This is a genomic window from Vibrio vulnificus CMCP6, from assembly GCF_000039765.1.
In the GTDB taxonomy this organism is placed as follows: Bacteria; Pseudomonadota; Gammaproteobacteria; order Enterobacterales; family Vibrionaceae; genus Vibrio; species Vibrio vulnificus_B.
Genome location: NC_004459.3, coordinates 268,016 through 285,185, shown reverse-complemented (window position 1 = coordinate 285,185; position 17,170 = coordinate 268,016). Strand labels below are relative to the sequence as shown.

Genomic DNA, 17,170 nt, shown 5'->3' with positions numbered 1-17,170 from the left:
CTCCTTATTATTTTGAATCTTTCAATGCTTATCTGTGGTCTACACGGCGCACGATGGCGTCACCGATAGACTGAATAATTTGTACCAACACAATCAACATCACGACAGTGACCGCCATGATAGTGATATCGTAGCGGTGGAAACCGTAGCGAATGGCTACGTCACCGAGACCGCCGCCACCAACGGTGCCCGCCATGGCAGAGTAGCTCACCAATGTTACCAACGTAATAGTGACGGAGTTAACAATGGTCGGCAATGCTTCAGGAAGCAGTACCTTAGTGATGATTTGTAGTGGTGTTGCACCCATCGATTGTGCCGCTTCAATCAGGCCAGTTGGAACTTCCAACAAGGCTCCTTCAATCAGGCGCGCAACAAATGGGATGGCCCCAATGGTGAGTGGAACAATCGCTGCTGTAGTGCCGATAAATGTACCCACTAACAGTTTTGTGACGGGAATGATCGCCACCATCAAGACCAAAAATGGCACCGAGCGGCCAATATTAACAATGGCGCCAAGTACGCTGTTGAGTTTGGTGTTTTCAAGCAAGCCACCTTTTTTGGTGGTGTGCAGAATCACGCCCAAAGGAATACCAATCGCAAAACCAACGACGCCAGCAACGGCAACCATATAAAGCGTTTGCCAAGTCGCGCCCAGCAGCAGGTCAGTGTTCAAACTGAGCCATTGAGATAGGTCATTAAAGGACATAACCCAGAACCTCCACTTTTACGTTGTGCTCGCGCAGGTATTCAATCGCTGCGTTATCGTCTTCTTCGTTACCAAACAGTTCTGCGACCATCATGCCAAACTTCACTCCGCCGGCGTAGTCGAGATCGGAACTGAGAATGCTGATGTCGATGTTGTATTTACGAGAAATCTGCGACACCAAAGGTGCATCAACCGTCGCGCCGGTAAATTCCAAACGCACTAAAGGATAGCTGCCTGCGACGCGAGTGGGTTGCAAACGCACTTGGTAATCTTCAGGAATAGAAAGATCCAGTGTTGAGCGGATAAAATCATGCGCCAATTCCGTTTTAGGATGGGCAAAAATTTCACCGACGGTGCCTTTCTCAACCAATTCACCGCCACCAATGATGGCTACTTCGTGACAGATGCTTTTCACGACATCCATTTCATGAGTGATGAGCAAAATGGTGATTTTCAGCTTGCGGTTGATCTCTTTGAGCAACTCCAAAATGGATTGAGTGGTCGCAGGATCCAGCGCGCTGGTGGCTTCATCACACAGCAGTACTTTGGGATCGCTGGCCAATGCTCGTGCAATCGCCACACGTTGCTTTTGACCACCACTTAAGTTGGCTGGATAGCTTTCGTGCTTGTCAGCCAAACCCACCAACTTGAGCAGCTCCGTTACTTTGCTTTGGATTTGCTCTTTGTCTTTTCCAGCCAACTCTAATGGCAGTGCAACGTTGTCAAACACAGTGCGAGAAGAGAGCAAGTTGAAGTGCTGGAAAATCATGCCGATATTGCGGCGAGTTTCGCTGAGTTGCTTTTTACTCAATTTTGTTAAATCAACACCATCCACCACAATGGAACCACTGGTTGGTGCTTCTAACATGTTCACGCAGCGGATCAGCGTGCTTTTCCCTGCACCCGATGATCCGATCACACCAAAAATGGTGCCTTCTGCGATGTGTAAGTTAATGTCTTTCAAGGCATGGATTTCCTTACTGCCTTGATAGAACACTTTATTTACTTGGTTAATTTCAATCATTTCTCAACCTGTGCAGGGACAACAGAATAATATTTTGAGCTCTAGCTCACTTTTCAGATGATGCTATGGCTTTCGTGTTTTTAAGTCAATAGATATTTTTACGTCTAGACGTCTAAACGTTCGTTTGAGGCTAACGGATTTGCTATGAGTTAGTTGATATTCGTATATAGAGGGTGTTTTGACGATGTACCTCACGGCTTGGAAACTCGCAATGTAGCGCTTTTAAGGTATAATCTCGGCTTATATTCCTTTGTGACAGAGACAGATACTTTGGCAAAACCAGCTGTTTTTTTGGATCGTGATGGCGTGATTAACGTTGATCATGGTTACGTTCATGACGAGCACGACTTTGAATACATTGAAGGGGTGTTTGAGGCGACGAAGGCCCTAAAGGATATGGGGTATCTTTTGGTGTTGGTCACCAATCAGTCGGGGATTGCCCGTGGCAAATTTAGCGAAGATCGCTTCCTTTCTCTGACCCAATGGATGGATTGGAATTTTGCGGACAACGGCGTTGAGTTTGACGGCATTTATTACTGTCCGCACCATGCAGAACACGGTGTGGGGGATTACAAACAAGATTGTGATTGTCGCAAACCAAAACCTGGGATGTTTATCTCAGCGCGTGATTTCCTCAAAATCGATATGGCTCGCTCAGTGATGGTGGGTGACAAAGCCGAAGATATGATGGCTGCCGAAGCGGCAGGGGTTGCAACTAAGATTCTGGTACGCACTGGCAAACCTGTCACACAGCAGGGTGAGCAACTGGCAACCGTGGTGCTCGATAGCATCCGTGATGTGCCACTTTATGTAAAAGAACAAGTAAAAGGTCGCTAAGCGGCCTTTTTATTATTGAACGTCTTTCTTGGCCTATTATGAGCAAAAAGCTGACTATTCTTGATATTGCCCGTTTGTCTGGGGTCGGTAAATCGACCGTCTCGCGCGTGCTGACCAATGATCCCAAGGTAAAACCTGAAACCCGAGCGAAGGTAGAACAGGTGATACAAGATTCCGGTTATGTGCCTTCTAAATCCGCTCAATCGATGCGTGGCGGTAGCCAGAAGGTGGTTGGGGTAATTATCTCGCGTCTCGACTCTCCCTCAGAAAATCGTGCTGTAGGTAGTATGCTTAATGTGCTGTATCAAGCGGGATACGATGCGGTGATCATGGAGAGTCAGTTCGATCGCGAGAAAACCAACGAGCACTTAGAAGTGCTGCGTCGTCGCAATGTCGATGGCGTCATTGTGTTTGGCTTTACCGATATCGATCTACAAACCTTAGCCAGTTGGCAAGATCGAGCCGTGGTGATTGCCACGCCTGCGGAAGAGGTGTCTTCGATTAACTACGATAATCAGCGCGTGATTGAGCTGGCGTTAGAACACTTGCAATCTTTATCGCTGAGCCATATCGCTTATATCGGTGTGAATAAAGAAGATAAAACCACGGGCTGGTCGCGTTTGAATGCCTACTTGTCGTGGTGCCAAAAACACGATGTTGAAGCTCGTTATCAAACTGGCAAACTCAACCATGAGAGTGCTTATCACTTAGTTGATGAGGTGTTAGCGGAAAACACTCAAGCGATTGTCTGTGCGAGCGATACCTTGGCTTTGGGCGTCATCAAGCGACTTCAAGAACTGGGGCGCGAAGAGGTTTGTGTCACTGGTGTGGGTGGCAATGAGTTGCTCTCTTTTCTTTTTCCAAAGGTGTTCAGTGTCGATCCCGGTTACAAGCAAGCGGGAGAAAAGGCCGCTAAGATGCTGATTTCTCAGATGAATGGTGAGGAAGCTATCTCGCACATCACTCAGGCACCGATCCAAAACTAACCCTTTCATTTTTCTTGTTTTTCCGATCTAGACTGTGATCACTTTCAATTAATGGGACTGTTCCCATTTTGTTTATTTATAAAAACTGGCAATATTAAATCAAGGAATGGGAATGTTCCCATTATCTAAAAACTATAATTGAGTAGATCAGAATAGGGTGGACAGAGTTATGAGTAAGATAGCGCGCAAGGACGTTGAACGTCTCATCGAGCTAGTCGGAGGAAGCGACAACATCGCCAGTGTCAGCCACTGTTTGACACGCCTTCGCTTTGTGTTGAACGACACGTCGGCCGCCGATGTTAAGCAAATCGAAACATTGTCGATGGTCAAAGGATGCTTTACCAACGCGGGTCAATTTCAAGTGGTGATTGGCACGGAAGTTGATGCTGTCTATAAAGTGTTGCTTGAGATTTCAGGTAAATCGGAAGCGAGCAAAGACGATGCGAAATTGGCGGCTCGTCAAAACATGAACATCATTGAGCGCGGAATCTCCCATCTTGCTGAAATTTTTGTCCCTCTGCTCCCTGCGATCATCACTGGTGGTTTAATCCTTGGTTTCCGTAATGTGATTGGTGACATCAAGATGTTTGATGGCCAGACATTGACGGAGATTAGCCAGTTTTGGGCAACGGTTCACTCCTTTTTATGGTTGATTGGCGAAGCTATTTTCTTCTTCTTACCAGTAGGGGTGTGCTGGTCTACCGTGAAGAAACTCGGCGGGACACCGATTTTGGGCATTACACTTGGTGTAACACTGGTTTCACCGCAGCTCATGAACGCCTACTTAATAGGTAAACAAGCCCCAGAAGTGTGGGACTTTGGTCTGTTTGTGATTGAAAAGGTCGGCTATCAAGCGCAGGTGATCCCAGCCATGTTGGCAGGTGTTGCGTTGGCTTTCATTGAAACTAACCTAAAACGTATCGTCCCTTCTTACCTCTACCTCGTGGTGGTGCCGTTTGTCTCGATCATCCTATCCGTTATTCTTGCCCATTCTTTGATTGGCCCGTTTGGCCGTGTGCTGGGTGATGGCGTGGCATTTGCGGCAAAAGCGGCCATGACGGGCGACTTTGCAGTGTTAGGCTCAATGATTTTTGGCTTCTTGTACGCACCACTTGTGATCACCGGTATTCACCATACAACCAACGCGGTGGATTTGCAGTTGATGCAAGAGATGGGTGGTACGCCAATTTGGCCGCTGATTGCGTTGTCAAATATCGCACAGGCGTCTGCCGTTGTTGGCATCATCATTATCAGTAAAAAACATGGCGAGCGTGACATCTCTGTACCCGCTGCGATTTCAGCCTATTTAGGTGTGACTGAGCCTGCCATGTACGGCATCAACCTCAAGTACAAGTTCCCTATGCTTAGCGCGATGATTGGTAGTGCTGTCGCGGCCGCAATTTGTGGTGGTGCTGGTGTGATGGCAAATGGCATCGGGGTGGGTGGCCTACCTGGCATTCTCTCAATTCAACCACAATTTTGGGGAATTTACGCACTGGCGATGTTGACCGCCATTGTGTTGCCAGCAGCCCTCACTTTAGTGTTTTACAAGCGAGCAGAAGCCAAAGGCGAACTCGAACCGGTAAACGCATAATTTCATCGATTTGGAGTGGCGAATGGCCACTCCGCTTTGTTTCTCTTCGGTAAGTGAGTCTTTACCATGACAACACGTAACACAGATGCACATTGGTGGAAAACCGCCACTATCTATCAAATCTACCCAAAAAGTTTTTGCGACAGCGGGGCAAAGGGGACGGGAGATATTCAAGGCATCATCTCTAAGTTGGAATATTTGAAGCATCTCGGTATTGATGCAATCTGGCTAACGCCGGTTTACCAATCGCCGATGGTCGATAATGGATACGACATTTCGGATTACTACCGAATTAATCCTCAGTTTGGCACGATGGCTGATTTTGATGAATTGCTCGAGAAAGCGCATCAGCTTGGAATCCGTCTTATCATGGACATTGTGGTGAACCACACCTCGACCGAACACGCTTGGTTTCAATCGGCACTGGGTAACAAAAACAGTCCGTATCGGGATTACTACATCTGGAAAGACCCAGTGGAAGGAAAAGTGCCCAATAATTGGCAGTCTAAGTTTGGCGGCAGCGCTTGGGCGCTGGATGAACAAACGGGCCAATATTATCTGCACCTTTTCGCCAAAGAGCAGGCCGATCTCAATTGGGAAAATCCCACGGTTCGTGAGGAAGTGAAAAATGTTATTCGTTTTTGGGCGGAAAAAGGCGTCGACGGATTTCGTCTGGACGTCATCAATCTGATTTCGAAGCAACAAGATTTTTGCGACGATGAGATTGGCGATGGGCGTCGTTTCTATACTGATGGACCGCGTGTGCACGACTATCTCCAAGAGATCAGTCAAGCCGTTTTCCAAAAGTATGGCAGTGTGACAGTGGGTGAGATGTCATCGACAACCTTAGAGCATTGTCAGCAGTACTCCTCACTTGATGGCAAAGAGCTTTCCATGGTGTTCAATTTCCATCACCTGAAAGTGGATTATTCAAATGGTGAAAAATGGACCAAGGCACCATTTGACTTTCTCCAGCTCAAACAGATTTTTAATCATTGGCAAACCGGCCTGAATGGGAAAGGGTGGGGAGCGCTCTTTTGGTGTAACCATGATCAGCCACGTATCGTGAGCCGTTTGGGCAACGATCAAGTGTATCGCGTTGAATCGGCAAAAATGTTGGCTGCCTCGGTTCATATGATGCAAGGCACGCCTTATGTTTATCAAGGCGAAGAAATTGGCATGACCAACCCAGGGTATACAGCGATTGAACAGTATCGTGATGTTGAAAGCACCAACATGTATCAGATCATGGTTGAGCAGCAAGGAATTGACCATGACGAAATGATGGCAATTTTGGCACAAAAGTCTCGTGATAATTCACGCACCCCAATGCAGTGGTCAGAAGAAAAACACGCAGGATTTACGCAAGGAGAACCTTGGTTAGCGGTGGCGAGTAACTACCCGAAGATCAACGCGGAAGCGGCGGTGGCGGATCTCAATTCGGTGTTCTATTTCTATAAGCGATTGATTGAACTGCGTAAAGAAGAGCCAGTGATCACCCAAGGTGATTATCAAGACTTATTACCCGAGCATCAGAGTGTGTTTGCTTATGCACGGACCAGTGCGGCTCAGCAACTGGTGTGCATCAATAACTACTACGGGGAAGAAGTAGAGTGCGTGTTGCCATTGGATCTCGACATGCGTAAAGCGAAATGTTTGCTGTCTAACTACCAAAATCAACCGAGTGCCATGGCTTCGCATCACCAAGTGCTCAAACCTTACGAGACTCGTATTCTCTTGATTGAACGTTAAGTTTGTTGTTGGTTATAAAGAACGCTAACGGCACACCCCTAATACGTTCAAAGGCTTTGGAAGTTCCAAAGCCTTTTTTTGTTGCAGGGTAAAACAAATTACTGATAACGAACCGAGTATCGATGCGGCTTATGATTCATCGCGAGTACTAAATTCAACGCAAAAGCGCCGAGAATCGACAGTGCGATCGTGGTCGGGCTGACAAAGAAAAAGGAAGCAAATAGGATGGTTGCATCAATTGCCATCTGCGATTTGCCCACTGAAACACCAAATTTATCTTGGATGTAGAGGCAAAGCACGTTAAAGCCTCCCAAACTGGAGCGATGACGAAATAGGATAAGCATGCCTAGACCCATTAACAGCCCACCCGCAATCGCGCAGTAAACTTCATTGATATGCTCAACAGAGATTACTAAATATAGGTTATCGGCAAAAATCGAGACTAAACCACCAGAAATGGCACTATTAAAAGCAAAGCGACGCCCATAGCGTTTCCAAGCCAATAAATAGAAAGGGCAGTTCGCCAAAAAATACAACATTCCAAAAGTGAATGGAGTAAACTGAGTGACTAACAGAGCAAGCCCAGTTGTCCCGCCTGTCAGTAGATTGGCTGATTGCAGAAAAAAGACGCCTTGGGCGACGAGGAAGGTGCCGGTCAATATGGCGATCCAGTCTTCTCTACGTGAGTGTTTTTCCATCAGTGGTTAAATTTCATTTGCGATTAAGGGCGTGCATAGTAGTAAAAAGCTGATCTTTTTGGTAGCTAGCGGGTTAAAATTAGGGTAAACCTATGTAATTGTTGTTTTACAGGGTGTGAAACGCAAAATTGACACTTTAGATTGCATTTTCGCTTAAGGACAAAGCCAAGATGAAATCTTTCACATGTCATCATGAAGAAACTGCATAGAGAAAAGTGAATTTTCTCTTTATGACCTGGATCAAATTATGTAGAATGCGCGCCATTATGGTGACGAAAACGTTTGCGTTGGGTCATTAACCAGTTTTTTTGCAACTTTCAGTCAAATCTGAGTCAGGAGATACAGATGCTTAAGCGTGATATGAATATCGCTGATTACGATGCGGAGCTATTCGCAGCTATCCAGGAAGAAACTCTTCGCCAGGAAGAACACATCGAGCTGATCGCTTCAGAAAACTACACAAGCCCACGTGTAATGGAAGCTCAAGGCTCTCAGCTAACCAATAAGTACGCTGAAGGCTACCCAGGCAAGCGTTACTACGGTGGCTGTGAATATGTTGATAAAGCGGAAGCACTCGCAATTGATCGCGCATGCCAGTTGTTCGGTTGTGAATATGCAAACGTACAGCCTCACTCAGGTTCTCAAGCAAACAGTGCAGTGTATATGGCGCTGCTTAACCCAGGCGACACTGTATTAGGTATGAGCCTTGCGCACGGTGGCCACTTGACGCACGGCTCACCAGTTAACTTCTCTGGTAAGCACTACAACGTTATCCCTTACGGTATCGATGAAGCGGGTCAAATTAACTACGACGAGATGGAAACGCTAGCGCTTGAGCACAAACCTAAGATGATCATCGGTGGTTTCTCAGCGTACTCTCAAATCGTTGATTGGAAGCGTATGCGTGAAATCGCGGACAAAGTTGACGCTTACCTATTCGTCGATATGGCGCACGTTGCGGGTCTTATCGCAGCAGGTGAATATCCAACACCAGTTCCTCACGCACACGTAGTGACGACGACAACGCACAAAACGCTAGCAGGTCCACGTGGTGGTCTTATCCTGTCTAACGCTGGCGAAGACATGTACAAGAAACTGAACTCAGCCGTTTTCCCTGGTGGTCAGGGTGGCCCTCTGATGCACGTTATCGCTGGTAAAGCAGTAGCGTTCAAAGAAGCGATGGAACCTGAGTTTAAAGCTTACCAAGCGCGCGTAGTGAAAAATGCAAAAGCGATGGTGGCTCAGTTCCAAGAGCGCGGTTACAAAATCGTATCTAACGGTACAGAAAACCACCTGTTCCTTGTTGACCTTATCGACAAAGACATCACGGGTAAAGATGCGGATGCGGCACTAGGCGCAGCAAACATCACGGTAAACAAGAACTCAGTACCAAACGACCCTCGTAGCCCATTTGTCACTTCGGGTATTCGTGTTGGTACGCCTGCGATTACTCGCCGTGGCTTTACGGAAGCGGACGCGAAAGAGCTAGCAAACTGGATGTGTGACGTATTAGATAACATCGGCAATGAAGCGGTTATCGAAGCAACGAAACAGAAAGTACTAGAAATCTGTAAGCGTCTACCTGTTTACGCATAAGATTTTGGCTACTTGAACATCAAAAAGGCTTCCGGATGGAAGCCTTTTTTCTTCTAACATTTCTTCGTCGAAACAGTAAAAGGAACAAGAAAAGTCACCATTCAACCAAGAGTGTTTGAGTGGCGAGAGCTATTACTTGTCTTTAGAAATGCTTAATAGCGAACCTGATTTACATTGGAACGAGTAGTAGCTATTGGTTTCGCTAAACTTGCCTAAGCCTTCGCCATCACAGTAATCGATATTGATATCACGCATCACATTCAATGTCTCTTCACTGTTTAGTGCAAACTTCGCACCATCAGCGCATACAATACGGACACGTCCGTCTTTACTGACTGAGTAAAGTTTTACTTCGGTATTGCAGAGCTCAAAGGACGCTTCGCGGTAGTTATCTTGTGCGGTGTTTTGTTGGGCACAACCAACCAAAAGAGCCGAGGCGAATAGGGTGATAAAACCTAATTTGTTCATCTAATCAATCCTACTTTTTTGAAAATTTAGAATGCCATACGCAATGCGATGGATATACGTTTGCATCAAGCCTATAGAATTGACCAATAGATGACAAGCAATTCATGTCGTGAAGGCTGGATAGACAAAGATTTAAGACAAATAAAAAGCTGGTTATCAATACCAGCTTTTTGTTTTTCGAGGCAATCAGTGATTTGGCCTATTTGACTTCTAAGCCTTGCGCCTGCATATCAGCATGATAAGACGAACGCACAAATGGACCACAAGCTGCATGAGTGAAACCGAGTTCCAGAGCAATCTCTTTGAGCTCATCAAATTCTGCTGGTGGAACGTAACGCTCTACCGGAAGATGGTGGCGACTTGGAGCAAGGTATTGGCCGAGTGTCAGCATGGTCACACCATGCGCACGAAGATCTTTGAGCACTTCAACGATCTCTTCTTTGGTTTCACCTAAACCCATCATGAGTCCCGATTTGGTTGGGACATCAGGATGCTGCTCTTTGAATTTCTTCAGAAGATCCAGTGACCATTGGTAGTTTGCCCCTGGACGCACCTTACGGTACAGGCGTGGTGCCGTTTCCAAGTTGTGGTTGAAGACGTCTGGCGGGTTATCTTTTAGTGCTTCTAGTGCCACGTCCATACGACCACGGAAATCAGGAACCAATGTTTCGATACGAATATGTGGGCTTTGAGCGCGAATTTCACGGTTACAATCGGCAAAATGTTTTGCCCCACCGTCACGCAGATCGTCGCGGTCTACGGAGGTAATCACCACGTATTTGAGTTTCATGTCGGCAATGGTTTTTGCCAGCTTCGTGGGTTCTTCTGCTTCTGGAGGAAGAGGTCGGCCATGGGCAACATCACAGAATGGACAACGGCGTGTACAAATGGCACCTAGAATCATAAAGGTTGCCGTACCGTGGTTGAAGCACTCCGCCAAGTTTGGACAAGAAGCCTCTTCACAAACCGAGTGCAGATTGTTTTTACGCATAGCGGATTTAATATCTTGAATGCGTTGGCTATCTGCAGGCAACTTGATCTTCATCCAATCAGGCTTGCGTAGGACCTCTTTTTGCTCTGTCGGCATGTTCTTGACGGGAATCAGAGCCATTTTGTCGGCGTCACGGTATTTAACGCCTTTTTCCATCTGGATTGGTTTACTCATGCTTCTCTTACTTCTGCTTCTGTGCTGAATTCAACTTGCTCATAACCAAGCAAATTTACCAGTTCTTTGACTAATTGTTGCTCAACGAGAGCGATGTCCTTAGGGCCACCAAGCTCACTCACCTGAACCATCTCCATGCCTTGATAACCACATGGGTTAATTCTCAAGAAAGGGGAAAGGTCCATATTTACGTTGAGTGCGAGCCCGTGGAAAGAGCATCCTTTTCGGATGCGCAGACCTAACGAACATATCTTTCTACCCTCGACGTAAACGCCGGGTGCATCCGGTCTGGCTGCGGAGTCGATATTGTATGCTTTAAGCGTATTGATTACGAGGTTCTCGATAGTCGTGACGAGATCTCGCACACCCAATTTTTTGCGACGTAGGTTGATGAGGAAATAGGCCACCAGTTGACCGGGTCCATGATAAGTCACTTGTCCGCCACGATCGCTTTGCACAACAGGAATATCACCGGTATTGAGAAGATGTTCTGCTTTACCCGCTTGGCCTTGGGTAAAAACGGGGTTGTGTTCAACCAGCCACACTTCATCCGGTGTTTCCTCGTTGCGTGTATCAGTAAATTCATGCATTGCTTGCCATACTGGCAGGTAATCTCGACGGCCAAGTCGTTTTACAACTAATTGGTTTTGCATGATATTTCCTGTTATCGCTTAGTAAAGTTTTTGCATTATAAACCTGTTCACGGTTGGGAACTATATTTGTTTCACAACTATTTAACGCATTTGGTCGTGCTTAGGTTTTTATCTCTCTGATAAATATAAAGAAAGCAGCCATAAGCTGCTTTCAAAAAAAATTTAATTTATCAAAAAATTATAGAACCATGCGTACAATGTCGATTTCGCCAAGCTCTTTGTACAGCGTTTCAACCTGCTCGATAGAGGTGGCAGTGATGTTGATAGAAACCGAGTGATAGTTACCTTTTGCACTAGGTTTTACTGCAGGGCTGTAATCTCCAGGAGCATGGCGCTGAATCACTTCCAACACTTTCTCTGGCAGTTCAGGTTTTGCGTAACCCATTACCTTGTATGTAAATGAACAAGGGAACTCAAGAAGATCTTTCAGTTTGGCATCAGAGTTGATGGTGAGCATTGAGGATAACTCCAGTTAGATATTCGGTTATGCGGGGCGCAATAGTAACGTCTGTTTTATGTGAACTCAAGTACAACAAAGCCGCCAAATTGGCGGCTTTAGGCTAACAGTCTGTTTTGAAATTAGAACAGGCTCTTAAATAGCAGTACTAGATAATCCCAAAGACGGCTGAATAGGCTGCCTTCATCTACAGACTCAAGAGCCAGTAGTGGGTACTGAGCCACATCTTCACCATCGACTTGGTAGTAAAGCTTACCAACCACATCGCCTTTCTTAATCGGAGCTTGAAGTTCTTTTTCAAGTACAAAACTGGCGGTGAGGTTTTTCGCTTGACCACGAGGTAGCGTGACGTAAGTGTCTTCATTAACGCCCAATGCTAGGGTGTCTTTGTTACCCATCCAGATTTTTTCTTCGACGAAAGTTTCACCGGCTTTGTGCGGCGCAACGGTTTCGAAGAAACGGAAGCCGTAACTCAGAAGTTTCTTACTTTCTGACTTACGTGCGTTCATGTCTTTGGTGCCCATGACGACAGCGATAAGACGCATCTTACCTTCAGTGGCAGAACTTACTAGGCTGTAACCTGCATTGCTTGTGTGGCCCGTTTTGATGCCATCCACATTCATGCTTTTATCCCACAACAGACCGTTACGGTTGTACTGGGTAATGCCGTTGTAAGTAAATTTTTGCTCTGAGTAGATACGGTATTCATCCGGCACATCACGGATCAATGCTTGACCAAGGAGCGCCATGTCGTACGGCGTTGAGTATAGGTTGGCGTTATCCAAACCATGTACGTTGGCAAAATGTGTGTTGGTCATGCCAATAGAACTTGCCCAAGCGTTCATGAGATCAACAAACGCATCTTCTGAACCCGCAATATGTTCTGCCATGGCCACACAGGCGTCGTTACCGGATTGGATGATGATGCCACGGTTAAGATCTTTTACTTTTACCGTGGTGCCCACTTCGATAAACATTTTTGAAGAGTCAGGGAAGTTCTTCGCCCAAGCGTTTTTACTGACGACTACGTCATCTTCTAGGCTGATGTTGCCACGTTCAAGCTCTTGGCCAATCACGTAGCTGGTCATCATTTTGGTCAAGCTGGCTGGAGAGAGCTTAGTGTTCATCTCTTTTTCAGCCAGGACTTTGCCTGAATGGTAGTCCATTAGAACAAAACCTTTAGCTGCGATTTGTGGCGCGTCAGGCACCACAACTGGAGCAGCAGAAACTGAGTAAGCCAGCGTTGCAGAAAGTGCAAGGGAAGAAACGAGAGTGGATTTCACAATTTTTGTTGTTTTGTTCATGGTAATTCAATTTTTTTGGTTAATTGTCCATATCTTAACAGATTCGCACTGTAAGTCAGAGCGTCTAACACTAGAAAGTGTCGTGTCAGTTGTCAACGAGTTATGGCTCGCTTTCTGATGAAGGCGCTTTCATGACCCGCCAACTTAACCTGATCCAAGATCTGTTGCGTCAGCGTAAAGTCAGTAAATGGCCCCAACATGAGACGATGTGTATCGTCGGTGCTTTCTAAGAAAGAGTCTACATTCAGGCTTTGACCAAGATCTTGTCCTAAAGTTCTCGCTCGTTCGGCAGATTTTGAACTTAATACTTGAATGAAATATTTGGGATGATTTTCCAGCGCTTTAGCATCGGTTGGTGGTTCAAAGTTCAATACTTCAATTTCCACATTGGCGGTGCCCGTTTTTAGTACATCCAGTTTGTAAGCGGCGGCGTAGCTCAGGTCAATGATACGTCCTTCGTGGAAAGGACCACGATCGTTCACCCGCACAATGGTGCTTTTGCCATTGTCTTTGTTGGTCACCTTCACGTAACTTGGCAATGGCAAGGTTTTATGTGCTGCGGTCATCGAGTACATATCGTAGATTTCACCATTTGAGGTGAGATGGCCTTGGAATTTTTTACCGTACCAAGAGGCAATACCAGACTCTTTAAACCCTTTTACATCGCGCACAATTTTGTAGTCTTGACCGCGCAAAGTGTAATCTTTGTTTCCACCTAAGCTGTATGGCTCATAACGTGGGTGGGCATCTTCGATATGCTCGACGGAAATCGGTTGGTCAGGTGCAACATCTGACTCTAGGCTATAGCGCCCCTCAGGTTTAGAGCTACAGCCCGCTAAAAGCGACGCGCCGCAAAGTAAACTGAAGATAACAATGGATTTATTCATTAATTTGCCTTTGAGAATGCTTTACGGTGAGTATGGATAGACATCAGAATACCGAAGCCCGCCATCAAGGTCACCATGGAAGTACCGCCATAACTGATGAGTGGCAGTGGTACCCCCACAACGGGCAAGATACCGCTGACCATGCCGATGTTAACAAAGATGTAAACGAAAAAGCTCAACACAACACTGCCTGCCATCATACGGCCAAACGCCGTTTGTGCTTGAGACGCTAAGTAAAGCCCACGACCGATGATGAATAGGTACAGCGACAGCAGCAGTAAGAAGCCAATCATGCCCCATTCTTCGGCAATCACCGCAAAGATGAAGTCGGTATGTCGCTCAGGAAGAAATTCGAGTTGAGACTGTGTCCCTTGCAGCCAGCCCTTACCAGATATGCCGCCAGAACCGATGGCGATTTTACTCTGAATAATATGATAGCCCGCACCAAGAGGATCTGACTCAGGATTAAAAAGGGTCCTGACACGCACTTTCTGATACTCGCGCATCAAGAAGAACCACAAAATTGGGATAAATGCGGCTAACGCCACCGCTGCCGCACCAATAATGCGCCAGCTGATCCCCGCTAAGAAGATAACGAAAATACCCGAGGCCGCAATCAGAATCGAAGTGCCGAGGTCAGGTTGTTTGGCGATCAAAATGGTCGGAATGAACACCATCACCAATGCGATACACAAGGTTTGGAAGGTGGGAGGCAGCGGCCGTTTACCAATGAAGCGCGCTACCATTAATGGTACCGCCAGTTTAAGCAGCTCTGAGGGCTGAAAGCGGACGAAACCAAGATTCAACCAGCGTTGAGCTCCTTTTGACGCTTCACCGAAAAAGAGTACGCCAAGAAGAAGGATTACGCCGCCAACAAACATTAAAGGGGCTAACGATTCGTAGGTGCGTGGTGAAATTTGCGCTAACACGAGCATCACCACGATAGAGAGTGCCATGCGCATCGCTTGGCGATCCATCATCGCCAAACTTTGCCCGCTGGCACTGTACATCACAACTAAGCCAAACCCCATCAGGGCCAAAATGCCTAGAAGAAGTGGCAGGTCGATATGAAATCGCTCAAACAGAGCGCGATTCTTTCCGGTTGCTGGATCGAGTTTCATCAGTGTTTGACCTCGTCACTGTCTTTATCGAGTAACACTTTATCAAAAATACGTCTTGCGACAGGAGCACCATTGGAGGAGCCGCCGCCGGCGTTTTCTAACACTATAGTGACGATGATTTTGGGATCGTCAAATGGCGCAAAGCCAGTAAAGAGAGCGTGGTCGCGTAAGTGCTCGGCCAGCTCATCGGCGTTGTATTCTTGGTCTTCTGCCAAGCCAAAAACCTGCGCTGTGCCTGATTTACCTGCGGTCATGTAAGACATACCGGTAAATGAGCGTCGCGCGGTGCCTTTCTTGCCATGGTTAACCAAGCGCATCCCTTCTTTGGCGAGGTTCCAGTATTTGTCTGGTACGTTTTGAATGGGGGGGTAAGTGACGTAATCCGACAACACTCGGTTGTCAAACGCTTCACCGTTTTCAATCGTCGCACGCAATAAATGCGGTGCGGTCACGTTTCCTTCGTTAACTAATACAGAAGTGGCTTTCGCAAGTTGCATTGGTGTTGCTGTCCAGTAACCTTGGCCAATACCAACAGGAATGGTGTCGCCTTTGTACCAAGGTGTTTTATGACGAGACATTTTCCAATCGCGTGTTGGCATGTTGGCTTTGCTTTCTTCAAAGATATCGATGCCGGTGTAGTCACCAAAACCAAACATGCTCATCCAATTGGAAAGACGATCAATGCCCAAGTCGTAAGCGATTTGGTAGAAGAAGGTATCGACCGATTCTTCAATGGATTGCACCAAGTTCACTCGACCATGTCCCCAACGCAGCCAGTCACGGAAGGGACGTGTATCGGAGTTGGGGATGCGCCAATAACCAGGATCGTTTCTGGTTGTGTTTGGTGTTACCACACCTTCTTGCAATGCAGAGACGGCGATAAAGGGTTTGACGGTCGAAGCGGGGGGGTAAATCCCCAGCGTCGAACGGTTTACCAACGGGCGGTTTTTGTCGTTAAGAAGATCGCTGTAACCTTTGCCTGAAATACCGTGGACGAACGCATTGGGGTCATAACTTGGGCTCGATACCATGGCCAAAATGCCATTGTCTTTCGGATCCAGTACGATCGCACTGCCTCGTCTACCGTCGAGCAACTGATGAACATAGGTTTGCAGTTTGATATCAATGTTCAACACAATATCTTTGCCAGGCACTGGCGGAACAAATTTGAGGGTGCGGATGACCCGCCCACGGCTGTTGACCTCGACTTCTTGGTAGCCTGCCGTTCCGTGGAGCATGTCTTCGTAAAACTTCTCAATGCCAAGCTTGCCGATGTCGCGTGTTGCTTGATAGTTGGCTTCTTTACCTTCATCACTCAGCCGTTGCATGTCTCGATCGTTGATGCGTGATACGTAGCCAATCACATGAGTGAGAATTTCGCCATAAGGGTAGTAGCGCTTCAATGTGCCAGACACTTCAACGCCAGGAAAACGGTATTGGTTCACAGAGAATACTGCGACTTGTTTTTCTGTAAGTTGACTGAGAATCGGGACCGATTTGAAGCGGCGCGTGCGTTTTCGCTCGCGATGGAAACGTTCGATTTGTTCTGGCGTGATTTCAAACAGGGTTTGCAACTGAGCAATCGTGGCGTCCATGTTTTTGACTTTTTCCGGTGTGATTTCCAAGTCAAAAACCGGTCTATTTTCCGCTAATAACACGCCGTTGCGATCATAAATCAAGCCACGATTTGGTGCGATGGGCACCACTTTAATGCGGTTGTCATTCGAGCGGGTTTTGTAATCTTGATACTGGTTGACCTGAATGTTGTATAGGTTGGTCACCAGAACGCCCATTAAGGCGACGATACCGAAAAAAGACACCAGAGCACGATTGGCAAACAACCGTGCTTCGGCTTGGTAATCTCGTATCGTGGTTCGGCGTTTTCTCATCATTAACGCAGCGTCTCACTCATTGGGCTGAAC

Annotated in this window: 16 protein-coding genes; 5 read left to right on the top strand and 11 right to left on the bottom strand. The window is 46.7% G+C overall.

The window, feature by feature from the left end; translation table 11 throughout:
* Positions 1-28 precede the first annotated feature (28 nt).
* Together VV1_RS01460 and metN are read right to left on the bottom strand one after the other, a co-directional pair.
* Positions 29-706 (bottom strand): methionine ABC transporter permease, encoded by a 678-nt coding sequence (locus VV1_RS01460; RefSeq protein ID WP_011078401.1) that lies wholly within the window; start codon positions 704-706, stop codon positions 29-31.
* A complete protein-coding gene (gene metN / locus VV1_RS01455; RefSeq protein WP_011078400.1) occupies positions 696-1,730 on the bottom strand; it encodes a methionine ABC transporter ATP-binding protein MetN in 1,035 nt (344 codons plus the stop codon). Before metN ends, VV1_RS01460 begins: the two co-directional genes overlap by 11 nt.
* Positions 1,731-1,928: 198 nt before the next feature.
* On the opposite strand from metN, the gene gmhB reads away from it, so the two are divergent.
* The 4 genes from gmhB (at position 1,929) to treC (ending at position 6,899) form a co-directional block, all read left to right on the top strand.
* A complete protein-coding gene (gene gmhB, locus VV1_RS01450) occupies positions 1,929-2,567 on the top strand; it encodes a D-glycero-beta-D-manno-heptose 1,7-bisphosphate 7-phosphatase (RefSeq protein ID WP_324167031.1) in 639 nt (212 codons plus the stop codon).
* A 38-nt stretch (positions 2,568-2,605) separates the two neighbouring features.
* Positions 2,606-3,553 carry a trehalose operon repressor TreR gene (gene treR, locus VV1_RS01445; protein WP_011078398.1) on the top strand — a complete coding sequence of 316 codons (948 nt, stop codon included), beginning with the start codon at positions 2,606-2,608 and terminating at the stop codon, positions 3,551-3,553.
* Positions 3,554-3,722: 169 nt separating this feature from the next.
* The gene (treB, locus tag VV1_RS01440; protein ID WP_043920904.1) at positions 3,723-5,147 is read left to right on the top strand and encodes a PTS trehalose transporter subunit IIBC; all 1,425 of its coding nucleotides are present in this window, start codon (positions 3,723-3,725) and stop codon (positions 5,145-5,147) included.
* A gap of 66 nt (positions 5,148-5,213) precedes the next feature.
* Positions 5,214-6,899 (top strand): alpha,alpha-phosphotrehalase, encoded by a 1,686-nt coding sequence (gene treC / locus VV1_RS01435; RefSeq protein ID WP_011078396.1) that lies wholly within the window; start codon positions 5,214-5,216, stop codon positions 6,897-6,899.
* 98 nt (positions 6,900-6,997) lie between these two features.
* On the opposite strand, the gene VV1_RS01430 is transcribed toward treC, so the two are convergent.
* Complete coding sequence (locus VV1_RS01430) at positions 6,998-7,597, bottom strand: YitT family protein (RefSeq protein ID WP_011078395.1); 600 nt, start codon at positions 7,595-7,597, stop codon at positions 6,998-7,000.
* Between the two features lie 345 nt (positions 7,598-7,942).
* On the opposite strand from VV1_RS01430, the gene glyA reads away from it, so the two are divergent.
* Positions 7,943-9,193, top strand: a complete 1,251-nt coding sequence (gene glyA, locus VV1_RS01425) for a serine hydroxymethyltransferase (RefSeq protein WP_011078394.1) — start codon at positions 7,943-7,945, stop codon at positions 9,191-9,193.
* 132 nt (positions 9,194-9,325) lie between these two features.
* Here the strand turns inward: glyA and VV1_RS01420 are convergent, their stop codons facing one another.
* The 8 genes from VV1_RS01420 to mrdA form a co-directional block, all read right to left on the bottom strand.
* A complete protein-coding gene (locus tag VV1_RS01420) occupies positions 9,326-9,661 on the bottom strand; it encodes a hypothetical protein (RefSeq protein WP_011078393.1) in 336 nt (111 codons plus the stop codon).
* Positions 9,662-9,860: 199 nt separating this feature from the next.
* Entirely contained in the window at positions 9,861-10,826 is a 966-nt protein-coding gene (gene lipA, locus VV1_RS01415; protein WP_011078392.1) for a lipoyl synthase, read from the bottom strand.
* Positions 10,823-11,479, bottom strand: a complete 657-nt coding sequence (gene lipB / locus VV1_RS01410) for a lipoyl(octanoyl) transferase LipB (RefSeq protein ID WP_011078391.1) — start codon at positions 11,477-11,479, stop codon at positions 10,823-10,825. Before lipB ends, lipA begins: the two co-directional genes overlap by 4 nt.
* 178 nt (positions 11,480-11,657) lie before the next feature.
* Entirely contained in the window at positions 11,658-11,936 is a 279-nt protein-coding gene (gene ybeD, locus VV1_RS01405; RefSeq protein WP_011078390.1) for a DUF493 family protein YbeD, read from the bottom strand.
* Between the two features lie 122 nt (positions 11,937-12,058).
* Positions 12,059-13,240, bottom strand: a complete 1,182-nt coding sequence (locus VV1_RS01400) for a serine hydrolase (protein ID WP_011078389.1) — start codon at positions 13,238-13,240, stop codon at positions 12,059-12,061.
* Between the two features lie 92 nt (positions 13,241-13,332).
* The gene (locus tag VV1_RS01395; protein ID WP_011078388.1) at positions 13,333-14,127 is read right to left on the bottom strand and encodes a septal ring lytic transglycosylase RlpA family protein; all 795 of its coding nucleotides are present in this window, start codon (positions 14,125-14,127) and stop codon (positions 13,333-13,335) included.
* A complete protein-coding gene (gene rodA, locus VV1_RS01390) occupies positions 14,127-15,248 on the bottom strand; it encodes a rod shape-determining protein RodA (protein WP_011078387.1) in 1,122 nt (373 codons plus the stop codon). The genes VV1_RS01395 and rodA overlap by 1 nt, the downstream gene beginning before the upstream one ends.
* A complete protein-coding gene (gene mrdA / locus VV1_RS01385) occupies positions 15,248-17,140 on the bottom strand; it encodes a penicillin-binding protein 2 (protein ID WP_011078386.1) in 1,893 nt (630 codons plus the stop codon). Before mrdA ends, rodA begins: the two co-directional genes overlap by 1 nt.
* Positions 17,141-17,170: the final 30 nt, after the last annotated feature.